Below are 20,228 nucleotides of genomic sequence, written 5' to 3'. Positions count from 1 at the left end.
AAATAAATAATGAATATCCCCAAGCGTGAAATAGCTGAATTTGCTACCCTATTTGTAGTAGCATATTTATTCAAAATAGTGTTTGTACAGCAATTTTTTTCTGTGCAAACACTTGTAGTTTTTATTACACTTTGGGCATTCGTGAAAAGCATTTATTTTATCTTTGAAAACTCTACACAATTACTCATTGCTACTTCTGAGGATATTGCTTATCACCGATTTTTATTTTTGATGACATATAACATCGGCCAAATGACGCTTTCTTTTGCCGTTGATTTTTTCTGTTTATATGAAGTTGATACGAGAAGTTTCGTTGGGGTAATGCCCGAATTTGGTAAACTCGAAGAAGCCTTTGAGTTTTTTTATTTTAGTGTTTTAAACTTTACTTTCTTCGGATATGGCGATTTAATGCCAGCCACTGTTCCCGCAAAAATCTTAGTTTTGATGGAAGTTATCATTGCTTTTTTGACCATCATTTTTATTTTATCAGACTTTATCTCAATGAAAGATTCGTTGAAAAAAATAAAAAAATAATCATAAAAAAAGGGAGTTTCCAGCGGAAACTCCCTTTTTTTGTGATTAAAAGTACTAAGCTGTTTTTAAGACTTCAAAACGTTTTTGCAATAAGGCAAATCCACCAAATAATACCCCCGAAAAGAATAAATCACCTAAGATTTGATTTCTCAAGAATGGAATACCTGCTGTATAAGACGCAATGATTCCTGATAAATTATGTGGGTAATGACCTAGATTTGGGTCTGCAATAACTGCTTCTGGATATAAAAAAGCAAAGTTTGTAATCAAAAAGAAAATCAATGAGCTTACAATTGATGCAGAAATTACACGAACTGGATTTACATTTTTTAGTAAAACCATACCTAAAATCGTTACCAAAGCAAATACACCATAGACAAGAATCATTCCTGAATGAAATCCGTATCCAGTCAAAATTTCTAGCATTGTATCACTCAAAAGCATCGCACCCATCGGCACTGCAATTGCTTGCCAACGATTCGTGAAATAAGCTCCACCAAACAAGGCAATGGCTGCAATTGGTGTAAAATTAAACGGATGCGGTAAAAATCTTGACAATGCTGCCAAAACCACAATCGCTACTAATGTTGAAAAACGTGTAATATTCATTTTTTATAGTTTCAAAGGCACTATGGCACAGAGATTATTTTTATTAGCTACAAAAATACAAAAAAATCATAATTCATCAACTATAATTATTTGAGTACCCAAGTATCTTTACTGCCACCACCTTGAGATGAATTTACAACTAATGAGCCTTTTTTCAAAGCAACTCTTGTAAGTCCACCTGGGGTTACATGAATTCCGTTTCCATATAAAATATATGGACGTAAATCTACGTGGCGGCCTTCCAAACCATTTTCGACCAAACAAGGGCTTCGTGAAAGAGAAATGGTTGGTTGTGCAATATAATTTCTTGGATTATTCTTGATTAATGCCCTGAATTTATCATGTTCGGCCTTATCTGCTTTTGGCCCGATTAACATACCATATCCACCAGCTTCATTGGCTTCTTTTACTACTAATTTTTCAATGTTTTCTAATACATATTTCATCGAATCTGGCTCACCGCACAAGTATGTTTCAACATTTGGAATCAAAGCATCTTCTCCTAAATAATATTTAATGATACGAGGAACATACGCATAGACAACTTTATCATCTGCAACACCAGTGCCTGGAGCGTTAGCAAGTCCAATATTACCTTTTTTATAAACATCAAATAAACCAGGAATTCCGATTAATGAATGTGGATTAAATGTTTTTGGGTCTAAAAATGTATCATCAATTCTACGATAAAGTACATCAACTGTTTTAAATCCTGTCGTTGTTCTCATTTTTAAATAATCACCTACAACAACTAAGTCGCGGTAATCAACTAATTCAACGCCCATTTGTTGAGCTAAATAAGAATGTTCAAAATAGGCAGAATTATAAATCCCAGGCGTTAAAACTGCCACAGTTGGGTCAGGGCGGCCAGAAGTGTAACGTAAAACTTCCAATAATTTGGCTGGATATTCCGAAATCGAACGAACATTAGATTGCGACAAAACATCAGGAAAAGTTTGTTTTGAAAGTTCACGATTTTCAAGCATATAAGAAACGCCCGAAGGACAACGTAAATTATCTTCTAAAACCGTAAAAACGCCATTATTATCTCTAATTAAGTCAGTTCCAGTAATATGAATCCAAACTCCTTGTGGAGGTGTAAGTCCTTTACATTCAGGCAAAAAACCTTTACTTGATTCAATGATTTCACGAGGAATGATACCATCACGAATGATTTTTTGCTCATTATAAATATCCTGTAAAAATAAATTCAAGGCGGTGATACGCTGAACCAAGCCTCTTTCCAGATTGTCCCATTCTTGAGAATCAATGATTCTAGGAACAATATCAATCGGAATAATTCTTTCGGTTCCGCCATCTTCTGAGTAAACATTAAATGTTATACCTGCTGAGACCATCGAACGTTCTGCTGCTTTCTGCTTATTTTTCAGATTTTCAAAAGCAAGGTTTTCAATTTTGTTTTTTAAAAACTGATTACCAATCCGAGGGTTTCCATCTGGGGTAACCATTTCATCGAAGAAATTTTCGGTATTGTAGTTGTTGAAATCGTAATTCATGTTTTTTCTTTGGTCTTTGTATAAATGAGAGTCCAAAATATCAATATTATAATTAAAATCAAAAGCATTCGATTATAATTCTTTAATTTTACGATTCATTACAACAAAATATAATTTATATAATATTTCATCGACAGCTCTGCTTTAAAAATGCGAATTCTTTTTTGTTTTTTTTTTCTAACATATACTTTGCAAGCTCAACAATGGCTTGGGATTTCATCAAGTAACTATGCAGGAACATACAATATCTACTCAAATCCTGCAAATATTGCCGATTCTCGTTATAAATTCTTTTTGAATGTAGCTGGTGGAAATGTCGAGTTTACTAATAATTATGCTGGATGGGCTGCCCCATATTCATTTTTCGGAGTAGTAACCAACACTGTTCCTAGTCAATATCGTGCATCAAATGGTTTGATTGGTTTTAGAAATTCTTACATTGAAGAAGCAGTTAATAAACCTAATACGGTTGCTTTTGGTGCTGTTGATGTAAAAGGCCCTTCAATGTTTTATACTTTTGAAAAAGCAAAATTGGCTATCGGATTTACTTCTCGTTTAAGAGTTTTGAATAATTTAGCAAATACAACTTCGGACGTTGCTCATATAATGGCGAAAGGAACTTTTCTACCAACTTTATATGGTGTTCCGCAGACAAATAATCATTTTACCATGAACCTCAATAGTTATACCGAAATGGGTTTATCATTGGGGTTTGTTGTGAGAGAGCAAGACCAAGACTTTTTTAAGGTAGGATTAACTTTAAAAAGACTGAATGGCCTACTAAATGTTCATTATTTGGCAAATAACCTAGATTATACGATTACGCAAACGGCAGGCCGACCAACAAGACAAGATATTTTGTTTTCAAACGTTGAAGGAACTTTTGGAATGACATCGAGCAATGGATTTAGAAGTGCTAGTTTTGATCCGAACTGGTTGTTTGGAAACTTGGCGGCAGGAACTGGCTACGGGTTTGATATTGGTGTAGTTTATGAGTTTCGACCCGATTTTGATAAATATGATATTAAAATAAAAGGAAAATGGCAATCAGACGGAACTAAAAACAAATATTTGTACCGAATTGGTGTTGCTTTGGTTGATGTTGGGCAAATTAATTTTAACAATCCAAATTATGTAAATGTAACAAGTTTTGCAAGAACTAATGTCATGGTTTTGCCTGGAACTTTCAACAAAATTGATTCGCCAGAAAGATTATATAATCAAACCAATAATGCCTTTAATTTAAGTCCTAGTGATTATCAACATAGTTTTGTTTCGGTTTTGCCAATGGCATTTTCTGCTAATTTTGATTATAAAATTTCTGAAAAAATATATTTGAATTCAACATGGATACAGAGTTTGAGAAATCCAAATAAATCTGGAATGGTGCAGGCTTCAATGTTTGCTATTATTCCAAGATTTGAAACAAAAAGAGCAGAAGTTTCTTTACCAATTGCATTGCAAAATGGCTATAAAAACTTCACAATTGGTTTATTAGGGCGTATTGGTCCAATTTTTTTAGGCACAGACAATTTAATGGGAATTTTGAATGTAGCTAATCCAAAAGGAATAAGTGCTTATTTTGGCCTATTTTTACCTATTTTCAGGTCTTTACCCGATGTTCCTAATGGCTGTTATGTAGAATCAAAAACCACCCTACGTCAAGAATTAAGAAATGTTTTGAATAAACGAAAACAGAAAAGACGCTGGAATAATATTCGTTGATTTATGAAAAGTGGTTTTAATCAAATTTTAATCTTATTTTTAATTCATACTATGGTTTGAACTGCATTTTTGCTCATACAATTGTTAAAAATCATTGTACATTATAAATAGCATTAAAATGGCAGATATAAAAGTTTTACTCGTTGAAGATGAGTCTAGGTTAGCCGAGTATATTAAAAAAGGTCTTGAAGAGAACGGATTCTCAGTTGATGTTACTTATGACGGACAAATTGGAAAAAACTTTGCTTTATCGAATTCGTATGATGTGATGATTTTTGATGTTAATTTGCCTAAAATAAGTGGTTTAGAACTAACAAAGCAGCTAAGAAATGAGCAAATAAAAACGCCCATTATGATGTTGACTGCCATGGGAACGGTTCAGGATAAAGTAATGGGATTGGACTTCGGGGCTGATGATTATTTAGTAAAACCATTTGATTTTTTGGAGTTAATAGCTCGTTTAAATGCTTTACATCGCCGTGCAAGTGATGTGAGTGATTTGAAAAAGAACATTCAAGTGGCAGATTTAGAACTAGATTTAAACGAAAAAGTTGCACGCCGAGATTCCAATATTATTGGATTGACTTCCAGAGAATTTAGATTATTGGAGTTTTTCATGAGAAATCAAGGAAAAGTTGTTTCAAGAGTTGAAATTGCAGAGAAAGTTTGGAATCTGAATTTTGATACTGGTACCAACACCATTGATGTGTATGTAAATTTTCTACGAAAAAAAATCGACCAAGGTTATTCAAACAAACTCATTCATACTGTCATTGGTCGTGGTTATATGTTAAAAAGTGAAATTTGATTTTTCTGCTATTATTTATTGTTTTTTGCAAGTCATTCCGTGATAATCATTTAATTTTAAAGACAAATTCACATTTTTAAAGGAAGCTATGCAAATTGTAGATAAACAAACACTCAGAATCCCAACAATTTTGAGTATTGCTCTCATCATTTTTTCGACCAATATTTACCTTTTTTACAGCAATTTTCGTGAAAATGAATTTTATCTCTATCTCAGAAATAATGCCATCACGATTGAGAAAATGATTGTCAATAAAGGCATTAGTGGTGAATATATTATGATGATGGATGATATGAAAGAAAATATCTACACAAAAGAACAATTTGTCATATACGATTCTACGGGCACAATTATTTTTAAATCAAGATATGCAATTCCACATTTAACTGCTGCTCGAAAACGTGAAGTTTTTAGCCGTGAACTTGAATTTAAGAAAGATGGTTACGAACGAACAATTTTTTTGAGTCGTAACAACAAATTCAAGAAATTACTAATCATTGAAGCTGCGGGATTTGATTTGTCAGGGTTTAATAAACAAAGAAACTTGCTTTACATACTGATTTTGAACTCAGTAACTCTCATTACCATTATTACACTTACTACTCGTTATTTCATCAGAAAAGACCTAAGACCCATTGGCGTAATTGCGAAACGGATGAAACGAATTTCAAGCAAAAACCTTCAACAAAGAATTCCTGAGTCAAATTTAGATAATGAAATTGGTCAAATGGCTCATACTTTTAATGATTTATTAGACCGACTAGACGAATCATACACGCAACAACGAAATTTTGTTTCGTATGTCACGCATGAGTTGCGTACGCCACTATCAATTTTGCTTGGTAATGCACAAGTGACTTTAATGAAAGACCGAACCGCGGAAGAATACAAACATACCGTTGAAAATTTTCAGTATGACATCAATAATATGATAAGTTTGGTCAATAGTTTGTTAGAATTGGCCAGAATGAATGCTGATGCTCAATCAGTTCCATTTTATGAAGTCAGGATTGATGAAGTACTTTGGGGAGCTTCTGATATAGTGAAAAAAAATCAAGCCAATTATTACATTAACATCGAATTTGAAGAAATTCCTGAAAATGATGAAGCGATGATTGTTAGTGGAAATGCCGAATTACTGATTTTAGTTTTCAGAAATCTGATGGAAAATGCTTGTAAATATAGTATTAACCAAAAAGTGCTTGTTAAAATTTACTCCCAAAATGAAAAAATAATTTTGGAGTTTATTGATGAAGGTGTGGGTATGACTTCAAGCGAAATGGAGCATATTTTTGACCCTTTTTACAGAAATGAAAAAACAAAAGAGATTTCTGGACATGGAATAGGATTGCCACTGACTAAACGTATATTGGAAATTCATTCGGGAAATATTAGAGTTCAATCAACCGAAGGAGTGGGGTCTATTTTTACCGTTGAATTGCCTACTAAATAAGCGTATTTTGATGCATTTGTCTACAAAAATGCAAGACAAGACAACTATTTGAGGTGATTGATTTAACAATAATAAAGTATGAAAATATTAATAGTTGAGGATGAAATTCGTTTGGCTGAATTCATAAAAAAAGGTTTGGAAGAAAATACGCATCTCGTTGATTTTGCAAAAGATGGCGAAATAGGCCTAAAAATGGCATTTGAGAATGAGTATGATGTAATAATATTGGATGTGAATTTGCCTAAAATGAATGGTTATGACATTACTCAGGCAATTAGAAATGAAAAGCAAAATACACCAATTTTGATGCTTACAGCTATGGGTACTCTCAACGACAAAGCTTTTGGTTATGAAGCAGGAATTGATGATTTTTTGGTAAAACCATTCCAATTTCAAGAGCTATTGATGCGGTTAAATGCACTTCATCGACGTAGTTCGATGGTTCAACAGCAAGTCAAGCGAAGTTTGTTGAAAGTAGCCGATTTAGAATTAGATTTAACAGCTCGTAATCTGACTCGTGCAGGAAAAGAAATATTACTTACAGCCAAAGAATACGCTTTACTTGAATATTTGATGATAAATCATAATAGGGTCGTGTCAAGAATTGATATTGCTGAAAAAATATGGGATGCAGACCTTGACCCAGCCAGCAATACAATTGATACATATATTAATTTTTTGCGTAAAAAAATTGACAAAGAATTTACCCAAAAACTGATTCATACAGTTGTCGGAATGGGCTATATTTTGAAAGCTTAATTTTAATAGCTATTTAATTTATTTTTGATAAACCCTTGAGTATCAAATCATATTTTTGTGTAAGATAAAAGTAGTAGAAATTTTCATAAAAGGATTCAAAAGGATTTAAAACTCTGGTTTGTAATTAACCAGAGTTTTTTCAAATTAGGAGTAAATGGTTTTTCCATTTTGTAATTAGGTTTAGTTAGGGTTATTTTTCTCTGGTTAAGGCATGTTTCTTAACCAGAGATTTTTTTTGCCAGATGTTTGATTCACTTTAATAATTTGTTTGTATGCTACATACGGTATAATTTAAACTTTAACCATATTTTAATTTTTGTTAAAGATGCTCTTGAATTGATTATAATAAATTTGCTAACAAGTAAGATATTATTTAAACAAGGGAAATTTAGTTTTATTACCCAACTATCCTTTTAGTATCTACGTATGCTTAATAAATGTACTAACCCTTAAAACTACAAATGCAAACTATTATTAGTTATTTCAATGCTGCACCAGATTCTGATCGAATACTATTACTGACATTTTCTTTCTTTATCTTTTGGAATTTAGAATACTTTTTGAATTTTAATAAAAATTTTAACAAATGGAGCCATCTGTCGCTTAATGCAAAATTTATGCTTTCAGCAGCTCCTGTACAGTTTTTATTAGGAATACTAATGAATTTTACGCTTAAATGGACTCAAAATCATCAATTCGGATTGTTTCATTGGATGATTATTAAAAATCCATTGCTATTATTTATAGCTACTTTCTTTTTCTTAGATTTTTGTGAATATTCATACCATGTTCTGATGCATAAAGTGAAAAGCCTGTGGCAATTTCATTTGGTTCATCATGTTGATACACACGTTGATGTTTCTACAACTTTACGTGAGCATCCAGGCGAAACAGCTATTCGGTTGTTATTTACAACAGTTTGGGTATTTATTGGAGGAGTTTCTCTTTGGGTTTTAATATTCCGACAGTTCATTCAAATTGCTTCAAACGTAATGGCACATGCTGATGTCCGTATTCCTGAGAAAATAGATAATATATTGAGTAGTATTTTTGTTACACCTAATTTTCACCAAGTACATCATCATTATTTACAACCATATACAGATTCAAATTATGGTGATGTATTAAGTATTTGGGATAGATTTTTTGGTACTTATAGTTGCTTAAAAGAGAATGAGGTAGTCTTTGGCGTTGATACACATTTACAAGAAAATAAAATTGATACATTCAGCAAACTATTGAAATTGCCACTTGAACCTAAAAAGTAGCGTAGATTTTTTTAATGATATTCTCTCATTGACGACTTTACCATAACCCCACCTTTTTAGTAGTTAAGACGTAGTGATAAATAGGATAAAATTGAAAGAAAATTATTATGTTCAATTCCTTTAGAATTGTTTTTTTTGTGTGTTTAATGAAGCAAGCATTTAGTCAAAAAATTGATACAAATAAAACGGTTTTAATGGATGTAGTTGATATTTGGCATATAGTGAAAAATAAAAACTATAAAGCAGACACCTCAAAAGCAGCAGTTGGAGTGCCATTATTAACAATTTTGCCAGGATTTGGATATAGTCAATTAACTGGTTTTACTATTTTAGTGGACGGAAATATTTCATTCTATACGCACACTAAAACCAATATTTCTGTTATTAAAATTACACCAGAATATACTCAAAATAAACAATTTACTCCGATTTTAACTTCCAGTATTTGGAGCAAAAATAATCGTTATAATTTTGTGTCTGATTGGCGTTTCTACCATTATTCACTCAAAGATTTTGGTTTAGGTGGATTTACCTCCGAAAATATTTTTAATAATTATACTTATAATTCTCTACGTTTTCATCAACTATTGTCAAGGTCTATTACCTCCGATTTACTGCTCGGTATTGGCTATAACTTTGATAAACATTTTAAAGTTGAAAACATTGATAGCCACCTACTTACCAATGCCGATGACTATGGCGTTAGCCGCTCAACTGTATCTTCGGGTATTGTGTTGAACGCTTTATATGATTCTCGGAGAAATGAAAACAGTCCAATTGCTAGTGGTTGGTATGGTAATTTTTCGTTTGTTAAAAACATGAAGGTTCTTAAAAGCTCTACAAATTATAACACAATTTATGCTGATTTTAGACACTATATTTCATTTCCTCGAAACTCAAAAAATATACTAGCTTTTTGGAATCTAAATTGGTTAACTTTTGGAGGAAAATCACCTTATTTTGACTTACCAAGTACCCTTTGGGATACTTATGATAATGCAGGAAGAACATTTATTCAAGGCCGATTTAGAGGTAGAAATATGCTTTATTTTGAAATGGAATACAGATTCAATATTTTAAAAAACGAATTATTAGGAGGTGCATTATTTGTAAATACACAAAGTTTTACAGAGCCTGTTACGTATAAATTTTCAAAATTATTGACTGGTTATGGTGGTAGTTTAAGAATAAAAGTTAACAAAAAATCAAATGTCTATTTTGTTGTTTCTTACGGTGCAGGAAGTGGTGGTACAAAAGGTTTTTTCTTTAATTTAGGAGAAGTATTTTAGATGAAATTATAAAAATAAAATTAGTTAATGTAAATGAGATTGTTTAAAATACTGCTTTTTATTGTTTTTTTATTGAGTTTTTCGTTAAGTTTTAGCCAAAATACTCCAGTATCTGATAGAATTATTGGAACATGGTTTTCGGAAGATAAAGATTTGAAGGTTGAAATTTTTAAGAAAAATGGTCATTTTTTGGGGAAAGTTGTGTGGTTCATTTGCGACCCAAAAACCCCAAATATGGAAGATTTTAAAGATATAGAAAATCCCAACCCTAATTTGCGTAATCGTTCTTGGCTTGGAATGTTGGTAGTTGAAAATTTACTATTCAATGGAAAAGATACTTGGGAAAATGGGTCAATTTACGACCCAAATACTGGACGAACGTATAATTCGGTTGTAAAATTGAAAGATATAAATACACTTGTTGTTCGAGGTTATTGGGGATTTGAGATTTTTGGCAAAAATCTTGTATTTCACAGAGTTGAATAAGTATAAAGAGAATCAAAAATGAATAATTTAAAATATTTTAGGCGGATGAAAAAGTAAGAATCATTTCTCTTTTCATCCGCCATTTCTTTAGGCTTTCTCGCTCACATAGCCAATCAAATCAGCTACCAAACCTGTCCAACCGCATTGATGTGCAGCTCCAAGTCCTTCTCCAGTATCACCATTGAAATATTCATAAAATAAATGCAAATCTTTGAAATGAGTGTCCGAATCAAATTTTTCAAAATCACCAGTATTTGGACGTTTTCCTTTTTCATTCATCATAAAAATACTAATGAGGCGTTCAGCAACCAGCAATGCCGCATCTTTTATGGACATAATATTTCCTGAATTAGTCGGATATTCTATCTCAAAATCATCGCCATAATAGCCATAAAACTTTAATAATGAATCGATTAACAAGAAGTTTATTGGAAACCAAATTGGTCCACGCCAGTTAGAGTTTCCACCCATTATACTTAAATCAGATTCGGCAGGAGTATATTTTACACTTAAAATTTCACCATGCAAGTTAAACTGATAAGGTGTTTCATTGTGAGATTTTGATAAAGAGCGAATACCATAATCTGATAAAAATTCGGCTTCGTCGAACATCCTTTTAACAACCATTTTCATGCGATGCCCCCGTAGCAATGATAACAAATGAGTCTCACCTTTACCTGGTTCGTTCCAACGTGAAATAAGCGAAGCCAAATCAGGACGATTATTTAAAACCCACTCAAGCCTTCGTTTGAAATCAGGAAGTTTTGAAAGCATTTCTTCATCAATGATTTCTACCGCAAACAACGGAATAAGTCCAACGTAAGAGCGAATTTTCATGAAAATTGTTTCACCGTTTGGAGCATGTAGTTTGTCGTAGTAAAATTGGTCTGCTTCGTCCCAAAGTCCTAAATCATTACCTTTGATTGGTTTATTGATGGCAGCAGCAATATGCAAGAAATGCTCAAAAAACTTGGAAGCCATATCTTGATAAACAGGTTTTTCGATAGAAATTTCGCAAGCAATTCTAAGCATATTGAGTGTGTACATGGCCATCCAGCCAGTTGCATCAGCTTGCTCTAGTTTTACGCCAGGAATTTGAGCATTTCGATCAAATACACCAATATTATCAAGACCTAAGAAACCTCCACCGAAAATATTGTTACCTTCTTCATCTTTCTGATTGACCCACCACGTAAAATTGATAAGTAGTTTATGAAAAACCTTTTCCAAGAAAGCTAAATCGCCAACGCCACTATTTTTCTTGTCAATTTCATATACTTTCCAAGTTGCCCACGCATGAACAGGCGGGTTTACGTCCGAGAAATTCCATTCGTATGCTGGAATTTGCCCATTTGGATGCATATAATATTCTCGCAAAACAACAGCCAATTGCCTTTTTGCAAAATCAGCATCAATTCTTGCTAATGTTAATGTATGAAAAGCTAAATCCCAAGCTGCAAACCAAGGGTATTCCCATTTATCGGGCATCGAAAGAATATTCGCCATGTAGGCATGTTTCCAAGTATTATTTCTCGGAAAAGCTCGACCTTTAAACTCAAAAGGCATTTTTGGGTCTCCGTTGAGCCATTCGTTAATGTTATAATAATAGAATTGCTTATTCCACATCATTCCAGCAAAAGCCTGACGTTGGATACTTTTCAGTTCCTCAGTTTTAATATCTTTTTGAATATGCTCGTAGAATTCATCAGCTTCTTTTAATCTCAAATCGAATATTTCATCAAAATCGGCAAATGCTTTATTGTTAGAATTTTGACTAAATCTTAGTTTTATTGTATAACTATCTTCACCAGCAATTTTTTTTGTGAATTTCGCAGAAGCTTTCGTTCCAATACGATTTGGATTGATTGTTTTTGGATTTCCTGTGATTACATAATTACTTATACCATCTTTAACGAACATGGCAGTGTTTGGTCTGCCAAAAATTCGCTCCATATTCGTTTCATTTTCACAAAAAACAAGTTCGTCAGCTCCTTCCACATAAAGTTTGTATTTGCCCAAAAGTTGATGATTTACCTCAATTAAATTATTGGCAATACCAGTCATCATTGGACTTTTCTTGTAAGCTTCGTAACCCCAACTCCAAGTATTTCTAAACCAAATAGTTGGGAGAATGGTCAATAAAGCAGCTTTTTTATTTCGATTATGAGCTGTAATCTTTATTAAAATATCATTTTCGTCGGCTTTCGCATATTCAATAAAAATATCAAAGTATTCATTATTATCAAAAACTCCTGTTTCTTCGATTTCAAATTCAGGGTCTTTTCTATTTCTTTGTTGATTTTCTTCAATAATTTGTTTGTAAGGAAACTGGTTTTGAGGATATTTATATAACATTTTCATATACGAGTGTGTCGGAGTACTATCTAAATAATAGTATAATTCTTTCACATCTTCACCATGAATTCCTTCCGAACCTGCCAAACCATAAAGTCTTTCTTTAACAATTTTATCTTGGTGATTCCAAAAAGAAACGGCAAAGCATATATGTTGTTTGTTATCTGAAATACCTGCAATACCATCTTCGCCCCAACGATAAGCTCTTGACCGAGCCATGTCATGTGGAATATAATCCCACGCATTTCCATACACACTATAATCTTCTCTAACTGTTCCCCATTGCCTTTCCGAAAGATAGGGCCCCCATTTTTTCCAACCTTTATTGTCTTTTCTTTGGCTTAGTCGAATTTTCTCTTGTATTTCCGTCATAATTTTCATCAACCAGTTTGGTAGTTGGGTTTTAGTTTTAGGATTGAGTTTTTGAAATTATAAAGCAGTTTGAGTAAAACTGTTCAAAAACAAGTAAGTTAAGTATAACGTCGTCCACAAAAATATGAAAAATTATAAATGATGAAAGCCTCGACTGTGAATCACTTGTAATAATTAAAATAATTATTGAAATAATACCAGTTGGGCTTGTTTTAGAAATTAAAAAAGCCTCTCAGGATTACTAAGAGGCTTTCTAACTATCAATTAATTACATTTACTTAATTCGAGTTTTGACAATACTTGCCGCTTTTTGCTTTTCTTCGAGTGCAATGCGAGCGTTCTCTTGGTCTTGTTTATTAGAAATTTGGTCTTGCAAAAGTTTTTCAAGTTCGAGTCTATTTTCTTCAATCTCTTTCAATAACTTTTCTTTTTCACGTTTATTCTTTTCAATTTCTTTAGCTATTTTATTGCCAGTTTTATTGACTCGTTCAAGGTTTTTTTGTGATTCATCAGCATCACGGTCTGCCAAACGAACATCCTCATTTTGCATGGCAAAAGCATAGAAATCTTTAAATAATTGCTCAACTGCATAATATCTTCTATTATTTTCGGCTACAACATTTCCACCGCCAAGGTCAAAAGAAGCAAAAACTTTGGTTTTTACTTTTTGTTCTGAAATCACTTTGCTCATCAAATTGATTGGGTCTGGCGAAATATCGGGCAAATTTGCCATCGAAATATTGAAAATCTCTTTGTTTTGCGAAACACCGCCAAATTTTGAAATATACAAAGACCAATCTTTTTCAATGTATTTTTTGTCGATGTTTAAAGTCATATAAAAACCTTCTTTGCGTTCTTTACCAAATACTTCCGAACCACTTAAAATAGTTTGGCAAAAGCTTACAAGATGAACAGTCAAGAGGAACGAAATAATGAATATTTTTTTCATAAAATGATTTGTTTTTTAATTTTTGGACGCAGTTAATGAGGTTTTGTAACTCAAATTTTAAATTAACTAAATTACTTTTTTGCAAATAAGTACAATTTTTTGTTTTTCTAGATTTTCGGTAGCAAATAAATAGTAATCTCCACCATCTTGTAAACCCAATTTCTTTTTAATTTCTTCTGGTTTTAACGGAAAATTCCTTGTGCTAATATTGGCTTTCTGATTCGGTAAATTCGACAAAATTTCTTTTTTATCAAATTTACAAACAGCTTCGCAAATAAAACTTCTTCCAGGGAAACTTTCAACCATTTCTTCCGAAGTGTAAAGATGACTATTTGGAGCCAATTTGTTGACTTTGAACTGATTAGCAATGCTTTTAAAAGCTCCAGCCTTCAAAATGGCGGCATTTGGTTCGTAAATGTAATTACTTGGTTTTGAATAATTAATACTTAAATTTTCTTCATTTTGGTATTCAAATTCAAAAATTTGTTGGTTATTGTTTGAAAGAAAATTAACACAAATGATTTTGGCTGATTTAGATTCATTTTTACTTAAAAAAAGCAATTCTTTGACTTCGTTTTCCACTGCTACGATATGTGCTTGATAAATGTTTTTGAGCTGTTCCAATGCTAGTTTTATATCCAACATCGGAGAAAATTTAACCATGTAATTGTCAAGCAAATGCTTGATTATTAATAAGTTGGGTTCACAATCCTCAATTTTGAAAACTTTATTTTTAGCATTATCACGTCGATGTGGGTCAATGTAAAAGTTGCTGTTTTTTTCATAAAAAGATTGTTTTAAAGTGGTTGAATTTTCGTTCAGAACTTCAATGTTTTTTTGTCCTAAAACGTCAAAATTGTAAGCAGCAACTTGAGCCAAATCAGCATTTTGTTCAATATAAGTTACCGATTCAGTCACTTTTGATAATGCCCAGCTATCCAGCCCCATACCTCCAGTTAAATCTACACATTTTTTATTGCCAAAATTTGCCACAAAAACTTGGGCTTTATAATGAGCAGTTATTTCAGAGGAAGCTTGTTCGACCGACAATGGAGGAGGAAAAAGAACACCTTCATTGATAAACCAAGACGGTAATTTATTTTTTGCTTTTTGTCGAGAAAGCCATTGGTCAGCTACCAAACGCAACAAATGTGTGTCAATTTTTTTCTGATTTTTCAGTATAAATGCTTGTATATCAACGTCTTGTATTTGTCTGGCTATTTCGTTTGCCTGTTTGAGTTGTTGCACCATTGGCTGATTGAATGAAAATATTTATCATTCTTATTTCTTAATTTCAAATTCTTAATTCTAATTTTGTTCAAATACAAAACGCAATATTATGATTAGTTTTTGGGAAAAAGATGTCTTTTTGAAGAAATATGATGTGATTATTGTTGGAGCAGGTTTTTCAGGATTATGGTTAGCTTATTTCTTGAAGAAAAACAAACCTGAAATGACTGTTTGTATTTTGGAATCGGGTGTTTTACCGACGGGAGCAAGTTCTAAAAATGCTGGTTTTTCGTGTTTTGGAAGTCCAACTGAATTGCTCGAAAACATTTCGGTCATGGGAATTGAACAAGCCATGTATTGGGCCGAAAAGCGTTTCAAAGGAATTAGCATGATTTCGCAGCATTTTGGCTCAGAAATCGAACTTAACGCTTGTGGTGGAACAGAACTTTTTAGCGATAAAACTATTTTTGATGAAACTCAAAACCAAATGGCTTATCTAAACAAGGAGTTGAAGTTTATTACTGGAAACGACACTCACTTTTTTACTGAAAACAAAATAATCAAAAATTGTGGTTTTAATGGTTTTGATTTTGCCATCACAAATACGGTTGAAGGTTCGATTCATAGCGGCAAATTATTGAAAGTTTTGATGGAAAACCTTCATGCCATGAAAGTTCAAATATTTAATGGTGTTGAGGTCCAAAGTTTTGATTTCGATAAAGATAATGTGAATGTTTTTGCATCAAAAGGACTCATTTTCCAAGCAAAACATTTGAGTATTACTACTAACGCATTTGCCAAATCGCTACTTCCTGAGATTGATTTATTTCCAGGTCGAGGACAGGTTTTAATAACCGAACCAATTGAAGGACTAAATTGGGAAGGAACATTTCATTTCGATAAAGGATTTTATTATTTCAGAAATTATAAAAACCGAGTACTATTTGGTGGTGGTCGAAACCTGAATTTTGCAGAAGAAAATACCGCAGAATTTGGTTTGACAGATTTGGTACAAAATGCACTTGAAAAATTACTTTACGAAAAAATTATTCCAACACATAAATCGGTTAAAATCGAACATCGTTGGAGTGGAATTATGGCTTTTGACACTTCTAAAACACCAGTAAGTAAATGTATTCATTCACAACTTTCAATGAGCGTGCGGATGAATGGCATGGGAGTTGCACTTGCACCTACTTTATCCGAAAATTTGGCTAATGAAATAGTTGAATTTGCTTTGTAGCTTGATGAATTAATTTCAAATAAATGCTTTGTAAAAACCTCTATTATTTGGAAAAATAATAATATGTTGAAGTTTTTTCTGAAACCAATTATTTAATATTTGTGTTGTTGTGTTACTTTTGGATAATGAAATCTTAAATTCATTATAAAACATTTAATTGATGCTAAAAAAAATCTTACTTATTTTGCTCTTATTGACAGTCGAATTTTCGACCGTTAGAGAGTATTTTAACGATTTTAAAGCATCAGTAGAAGTCAATGATATTGAAGATAATAATGAAGGTGAAGATTCTTCCACCGAAATTGATATTGAAAAATACTTTATAGCCAGTACGTTGTTTCAGTTTAGTCTCACTATTTTTTTTCCAAAAACAGTTGTTTGTGATGATGTTTCTTCAATCATTTCGCAACATTTCAAGTCGATAGACTCACCACCGCCACAGTTATTCTAAAATAATTTCGATTTATTTTCAAAAACACATCTTGTTCGATTGACTGTAAAAGCTTGTTTTAAGGCGTTATGTCAATATGGAAAGGTTTTTGATTTTGTCTCAATAATCATATTTAGATTGGATGTCGCATCTGCGATTCAATTGATAATACACTATTATTTTATGAATAACTTTAGTTTTAAGCATATCAAATCTGATTTGCCAGCAGGTTTGGTAGTTTTTTTAGTTGCACTGCCTTTATGTTTAGGTGTTGCTTTAGCGTCTGGAGCACCGCTCATTTCGGGTGTAATTGCGGGTGCTGTAGGAGGAATTGTTGTTGGATTATTGAGCGGTTCTCAATTAGGAGTTAGCGGCCCTGCTGCTGGTTTAACAGTCATCGTTTTAAATGCAATTACAGAAATCGGTGCATACGATTCGTTTTTACTTGCAGTAGTTTTAGCTGGTATATTTCAGATTATTTTAGGAGCATTAAAAGCTGGTGTAATTGGTTATTATTTCCCGACTTCAGTTATTAAAGGAATGCTAACCGCAATTGGTATAATTATTATTCTCAAGCAAATTCCACATGCAATGGGAATTGATTTGGATTATGAAGGAGATGAAAGTTTTTTTCAAAATGATGGACAAAACACATTTTCTGAATTAATCAGAGTGACCGAATTATTCAATGAAGGGGCTTTAATGATTGGTGTAATTTCCTTAGGTATCATGATTTTGTGGGAGCAACCTTTTATCAAAAAAAATAAAATCTTAAATATGATTCCAGGGGCTTTAGTTGCCGTAATTGTTGGAATTATTCTTAATACTGGATTAACTATATTACCTTCTTTTTTTCATTTAGAAACCAATCACCTTGTTGCACTTCCTGTTACAAATTCACTTAAAGACTTTTCTAATTTATTTCAATTTCCTAATTTTTCTGCTATCTCAAACCCTTTAATTTGGAAAACAGCTGTAGTTATTGCCATTATTGCAAGTTTGGAGACCTTATTAAGTGTGGAAGCTACTGATAAACTTGATACAGATTCGAGAATTACACCAACAAATCAAGAGTTACTAGCTCAAGGAGCTGGGAATATTGTTTCAGGATTTTTGGGTGGATTACCACTAACACAGGTTATTGTGCGAAGTTCCGCCAATATTCATGCGGGTGGAAAAACAAATCTCTCAACAATTATTCATGGCCTAATTCTATTGATTTGTACGCTAACTATTCCTACAATTTTAAACCAAATTCCACTTGCATCTTTGGCAATTGTATTAATAATGGTTGGTTATAAACTAGCTAAACCATCAATTTTCAAAGAAGTTTATAAAGAAGGTCACGACCAATTTGTTCCATTTTTAGTAACAGTTATCGCCGTTGTTTTGACAGATTTACTCAAAGGAATCGGGATAGGTGTTTTTGTAGCTATGTGTTATATTTTGTACACTAATTACAAAGGCTCTATTTCTTTTATGCGAGATAAAAAAAATGTATTGATACAGTTTAATAAAGATATTTTTTACATCAATAAACCTGAGCTAAAACAAAAATTAGCCTCTTTGCAAGAAGGAGATTTTGTATTCATTGATGGTACTAAGGCATCGTTTATTGACCATGATATATTTATAACTCTCGAAGAATTTCAAAGGGAGGTAAAAGTTAGAAATATAGAAGTTGAATTTAAAGGAATTTCAAGAAAAAAACTAAATTATAGACAAAGTAATGCAGTCGTATCAAAAACTATTATTAGCGAATAAAGCATGGGCGGCCGAAAAGCTTCGTGTCGATGAAGGCTATTTTGAAGAATTAGCGTCCCATCAAAGTCCTGAATTTTTATGGATTGGTTGTGCCGATAGTCGAGTACCTGCCGACCAAGTAACTGGTACTCAACCTGGTGATATTTTTGTGCATCGAAACGTTGCCAATCTGGTTGTTCATACTGATATAAATATGCTTAGTGTACTTCAATATGCTGTTGAAGTGTTGAAAGTTAAGCACGTTTTAGTGGTTGGACATTATAATTGTGGTGGGGTGAAAGCTTCTATGGACAATAAAGATTATGGTTTAATTAATAAATGGTTACGAAACATTAAAGATGTTTACGTTAAACATCAACCAGAACTTGATAAAATCTCTGACGGACAAGATAAATTTGATAGACTTGTTGAACTCAATGTCACGGAGCAAGTGCGTAATTTAGCTAAAACAACAATTATTCAAAAAGCGTGGGCTGCTGGTGATTATCCTCATTTGCACGGTTGGGTTTTAGACTTAAATTCAGGTCTTATCAAAACCATCATGGAGATTTTGCCTGATGATTTGAATTCTATTGAAGAAGTGTATCGATATGATATAAAGCTTCCCGAAGGAAAATTGGCAGATTCGATGCACTAGGTATATTTTAATCGTTAGAAAAGCTACTAAATCAGCATGATTTAGTAGCTTTTTTTTATTTGTATTTTTTTTTGTTTCAAACAAGATTCTGAAATATTTTAGAGAAAAAAGAAAATATATTCTTGAAATAATCTATTTTTGCTAAAAAAATATATCTTTGCTAAAAAAATATAGATACCTATGAACTTACCTAACTGCCCTCAATGTGACTCAAATAATATCTCTCGTAATGGTATAATCAAAGAACGCCAGCGATTTAAGTGCAAAGATTGTGGATATAATTTTACTGTCGAGAAGATGGGAAAAAGTATCGAAAGCTACTATGTCATTAAAGCATTACAGCTTTACATTGAAGGGGTGAGTTATCGTGAAATAGAGCGTTTATTAGGCGTAAGTCACGTTTCTGTGATGAATTGGGTAAAAAAATACCAAGTAAAAATTCCGAAACAAACCCTTTATCATCCAACTTATAAAGTAATGAATCACAAGGAATTAGCTGAGTTTTACGCCAATCGTGAAAACCTTAAAGGTGCAGGAATGGTAGTAACCGAACTTGGAGATAAGTTTATGTTGATTAAATGGGAAAGATTTAAAAAATAACACTTTTAGTTTTTAGTGTATCTAAGAAATAATAAAAAATCATGAAATAGTACAATATATTTACTGCTTAATCTACTATTTCTATATTTTGAAGAATGTTCTGTAATCGTTAATTTAAGTATATAGTTGACAGAATAATATGTTGATTTATTTTGAATAATTGATATATAATTTTGTTTATGAGGCTTTTTGTTTCACTT

18 protein-coding genes are annotated in these 20,228 nt (G+C 32.4%); 13 read left to right on the top strand and 5 right to left on the bottom strand.

Annotated features, from left to right (window positions below):
• Positions 1-9: 9 nt before the first annotated feature.
• Positions 10-534, top strand: coding sequence for an ion channel (locus MJQ71_RS08235; protein ID WP_238806095.1), 525 nt, complete (start codon positions 10-12; stop codon positions 532-534).
• Positions 535-588: 54 nt separating this feature from the next.
• Here the strand turns inward: MJQ71_RS08235 and MJQ71_RS08230 are convergent, their stop codons facing one another.
• Positions 589-1,143, bottom strand: a complete 555-nt coding sequence (locus MJQ71_RS08230) for a DUF6580 family putative transport protein (protein WP_238806094.1) — start codon at positions 1,141-1,143, stop codon at positions 589-591.
• 86 nt (positions 1,144-1,229) lie between these two features.
• The gene (locus MJQ71_RS08225; protein ID WP_238806093.1) at positions 1,230-2,660 is read right to left on the bottom strand and encodes a circularly permuted type 2 ATP-grasp protein; all 1,431 of its coding nucleotides are present in this window, start codon (positions 2,658-2,660) and stop codon (positions 1,230-1,232) included.
• Positions 2,661-2,810: 150 nt separating this feature from the next.
• On the opposite strand from MJQ71_RS08225, the gene MJQ71_RS08220 reads away from it, so the two are divergent.
• The 7 genes from MJQ71_RS08220 (at position 2,811) to MJQ71_RS08190 (ending at position 10,448) form a co-directional block, all read left to right on the top strand.
• Positions 2,811-4,385: a DUF5723 family protein gene (locus MJQ71_RS08220; RefSeq protein WP_238806092.1), complete on the top strand. Its 1,575-nt coding sequence runs from the start codon at positions 2,811-2,813 to the stop codon at positions 4,383-4,385.
• Positions 4,386-4,503: 118 nt separating this feature from the next.
• Entirely contained in the window at positions 4,504-5,193 is a 690-nt protein-coding gene (locus tag MJQ71_RS08215; protein ID WP_238806091.1) for a response regulator transcription factor, read from the top strand.
• An 88-nt stretch (positions 5,194-5,281) separates the two neighbouring features.
• Positions 5,282-6,646: a HAMP domain-containing sensor histidine kinase gene (locus tag MJQ71_RS08210; protein WP_238806090.1), complete on the top strand. Its 1,365-nt coding sequence runs from the start codon at positions 5,282-5,284 to the stop codon at positions 6,644-6,646.
• Between the two features lie 78 nt (positions 6,647-6,724).
• Positions 6,725-7,405 carry a response regulator transcription factor gene (locus MJQ71_RS08205; RefSeq protein ID WP_238806089.1) on the top strand — a complete coding sequence of 227 codons (681 nt, stop codon included), beginning with the start codon at positions 6,725-6,727 and terminating at the stop codon, positions 7,403-7,405.
• Positions 7,406-7,866: 461 nt separating this feature from the next.
• Entirely contained in the window at positions 7,867-8,673 is an 807-nt protein-coding gene (locus tag MJQ71_RS08200; protein ID WP_238806088.1) for a sterol desaturase family protein, read from the top strand.
• Positions 8,674-8,780: 107 nt separating this feature from the next.
• Positions 8,781-9,962 carry a BamA/TamA family outer membrane protein gene (locus MJQ71_RS08195; RefSeq protein ID WP_238806087.1) on the top strand — a complete coding sequence of 394 codons (1,182 nt, stop codon included), beginning with the start codon at positions 8,781-8,783 and terminating at the stop codon, positions 9,960-9,962.
• A 33-nt stretch (positions 9,963-9,995) separates the two neighbouring features.
• A complete protein-coding gene (locus MJQ71_RS08190; RefSeq protein WP_238806086.1) occupies positions 9,996-10,448 on the top strand; it encodes a DUF2147 domain-containing protein in 453 nt (150 codons plus the stop codon).
• Positions 10,449-10,535: 87 nt separating this feature from the next.
• Here the strand turns inward: MJQ71_RS08190 and MJQ71_RS08185 are convergent, their stop codons facing one another.
• The 3 genes from MJQ71_RS08185 to MJQ71_RS08175 form a co-directional block, all read right to left on the bottom strand.
• A complete protein-coding gene (locus MJQ71_RS08185; RefSeq protein ID WP_238806085.1) occupies positions 10,536-13,175 on the bottom strand; it encodes an MGH1-like glycoside hydrolase domain-containing protein in 2,640 nt (879 codons plus the stop codon).
• Positions 13,176-13,449: 274 nt separating this feature from the next.
• Positions 13,450-14,124, bottom strand: a complete 675-nt coding sequence (locus MJQ71_RS08180) for a hypothetical protein (RefSeq protein ID WP_238806084.1) — start codon at positions 14,122-14,124, stop codon at positions 13,450-13,452.
• Positions 14,125-14,190: 66 nt separating this feature from the next.
• The gene (locus MJQ71_RS08175) at positions 14,191-15,375 is read right to left on the bottom strand and encodes a class I SAM-dependent methyltransferase (protein ID WP_238806083.1); all 1,185 of its coding nucleotides are present in this window, start codon (positions 15,373-15,375) and stop codon (positions 14,191-14,193) included.
• Between the two features lie 88 nt (positions 15,376-15,463).
• On the opposite strand from MJQ71_RS08175, the gene MJQ71_RS08170 reads away from it, so the two are divergent.
• The 5 genes from MJQ71_RS08170 to MJQ71_RS08150 all read left to right on the top strand — a co-directional run bounded on the left by MJQ71_RS08170 (position 15,464) and on the right by MJQ71_RS08150 (position 20,028).
• On the top strand, positions 15,464-16,597 hold the full coding sequence (locus MJQ71_RS08170; protein WP_238806082.1) for an NAD(P)/FAD-dependent oxidoreductase: 1,134 nt from the start codon (positions 15,464-15,466) through the stop codon (positions 16,595-16,597).
• A gap of 160 nt (positions 16,598-16,757) precedes the next feature.
• Positions 16,758-17,048, top strand: a complete 291-nt coding sequence (locus MJQ71_RS08165) for a hypothetical protein (protein WP_238806081.1) — start codon at positions 16,758-16,760, stop codon at positions 17,046-17,048.
• Between the two features lie 162 nt (positions 17,049-17,210).
• Positions 17,211-18,791: a SulP family inorganic anion transporter gene (locus MJQ71_RS08160; protein ID WP_238806080.1), complete on the top strand. Its 1,581-nt coding sequence runs from the start codon at positions 17,211-17,213 to the stop codon at positions 18,789-18,791.
• On the top strand, positions 18,757-19,428 hold the full coding sequence (locus MJQ71_RS08155; protein ID WP_238806079.1) for a carbonic anhydrase: 672 nt from the start codon (positions 18,757-18,759) through the stop codon (positions 19,426-19,428). The genes MJQ71_RS08160 and MJQ71_RS08155 overlap by 35 nt, the downstream gene beginning before the upstream one ends.
• A gap of 180 nt (positions 19,429-19,608) precedes the next feature.
• Positions 19,609-20,028: an IS1/IS1595 family N-terminal zinc-binding domain-containing protein gene (locus MJQ71_RS08150; RefSeq protein ID WP_238806078.1), complete on the top strand. Its 420-nt coding sequence runs from the start codon at positions 19,609-19,611 to the stop codon at positions 20,026-20,028.
• The last annotated feature ends 200 nt before the right edge of the window (positions 20,029-20,228 follow it).

The organism is Emticicia aquatica (assembly GCF_923079645.1).
In the GTDB taxonomy this organism is placed as follows: domain Bacteria; phylum Bacteroidota; class Bacteroidia; order Cytophagales; family Spirosomataceae; genus Emticicia; species Emticicia aquatica.
The sequence above is the reverse complement of the archived record's forward strand: the minus strand, read 5'-3'. Positions and strand labels throughout refer to the sequence as shown.

Bases quoted from the DNA above. Each gene is read 5' to 3' on its own strand.
- MJQ71_RS08235 (WP_238806095.1), top strand. From the start codon at position 10: ATGAATATCCCCAAGCGTGAAATAGCTGAATTTGCTACCCTATTTGTA.
- MJQ71_RS08230 (WP_238806094.1), bottom strand. From the start codon at position 1,143: ATGAATATTACACGTTTTTCAACATTAGTAGCGATTGTGGTTTTGGCA.
- MJQ71_RS08225 (WP_238806093.1), bottom strand. From the start codon at position 2,660: ATGAATTACGATTTCAACAACTACAATACCGAAAATTTCTTCGATGAA.
- MJQ71_RS08220 (WP_238806092.1), top strand. From the start codon at position 2,811: ATGCGAATTCTTTTTTGTTTTTTTTTTCTAACATATACTTTGCAAGCT.
- MJQ71_RS08215 (WP_238806091.1), top strand. From the start codon at position 4,504: ATGGCAGATATAAAAGTTTTACTCGTTGAAGATGAGTCTAGGTTAGCC.
- MJQ71_RS08210 (WP_238806090.1), top strand. From the start codon at position 5,282: ATGCAAATTGTAGATAAACAAACACTCAGAATCCCAACAATTTTGAGT.
- MJQ71_RS08205 (WP_238806089.1), top strand. From the start codon at position 6,725: ATGAAAATATTAATAGTTGAGGATGAAATTCGTTTGGCTGAATTCATA.
- MJQ71_RS08200 (WP_238806088.1), top strand. From the start codon at position 7,867: ATGCAAACTATTATTAGTTATTTCAATGCTGCACCAGATTCTGATCGA.
- MJQ71_RS08195 (WP_238806087.1), top strand. From the start codon at position 8,781: ATGTTCAATTCCTTTAGAATTGTTTTTTTTGTGTGTTTAATGAAGCAA.
- MJQ71_RS08190 (WP_238806086.1), top strand. From the start codon at position 9,996: ATGAGATTGTTTAAAATACTGCTTTTTATTGTTTTTTTATTGAGTTTT.
- MJQ71_RS08185 (WP_238806085.1), bottom strand. From the start codon at position 13,175: ATGACGGAAATACAAGAGAAAATTCGACTAAGCCAAAGAAAAGACAAT.
- MJQ71_RS08180 (WP_238806084.1), bottom strand. From the start codon at position 14,124: ATGAAAAAAATATTCATTATTTCGTTCCTCTTGACTGTTCATCTTGTA.
- MJQ71_RS08175 (WP_238806083.1), bottom strand. From the start codon at position 15,375: ATGGTGCAACAACTCAAACAGGCAAACGAAATAGCCAGACAAATACAA.
- MJQ71_RS08170 (WP_238806082.1), top strand. From the start codon at position 15,464: ATGATTAGTTTTTGGGAAAAAGATGTCTTTTTGAAGAAATATGATGTG.
- MJQ71_RS08165 (WP_238806081.1), top strand. From the start codon at position 16,758: ATGCTAAAAAAAATCTTACTTATTTTGCTCTTATTGACAGTCGAATTT.
- MJQ71_RS08160 (WP_238806080.1), top strand. From the start codon at position 17,211: ATGAATAACTTTAGTTTTAAGCATATCAAATCTGATTTGCCAGCAGGT.
- MJQ71_RS08155 (WP_238806079.1), top strand. From the start codon at position 18,757: ATGCAGTCGTATCAAAAACTATTATTAGCGAATAAAGCATGGGCGGCC.
- MJQ71_RS08150 (WP_238806078.1), top strand. From the start codon at position 19,609: ATGAACTTACCTAACTGCCCTCAATGTGACTCAAATAATATCTCTCGT.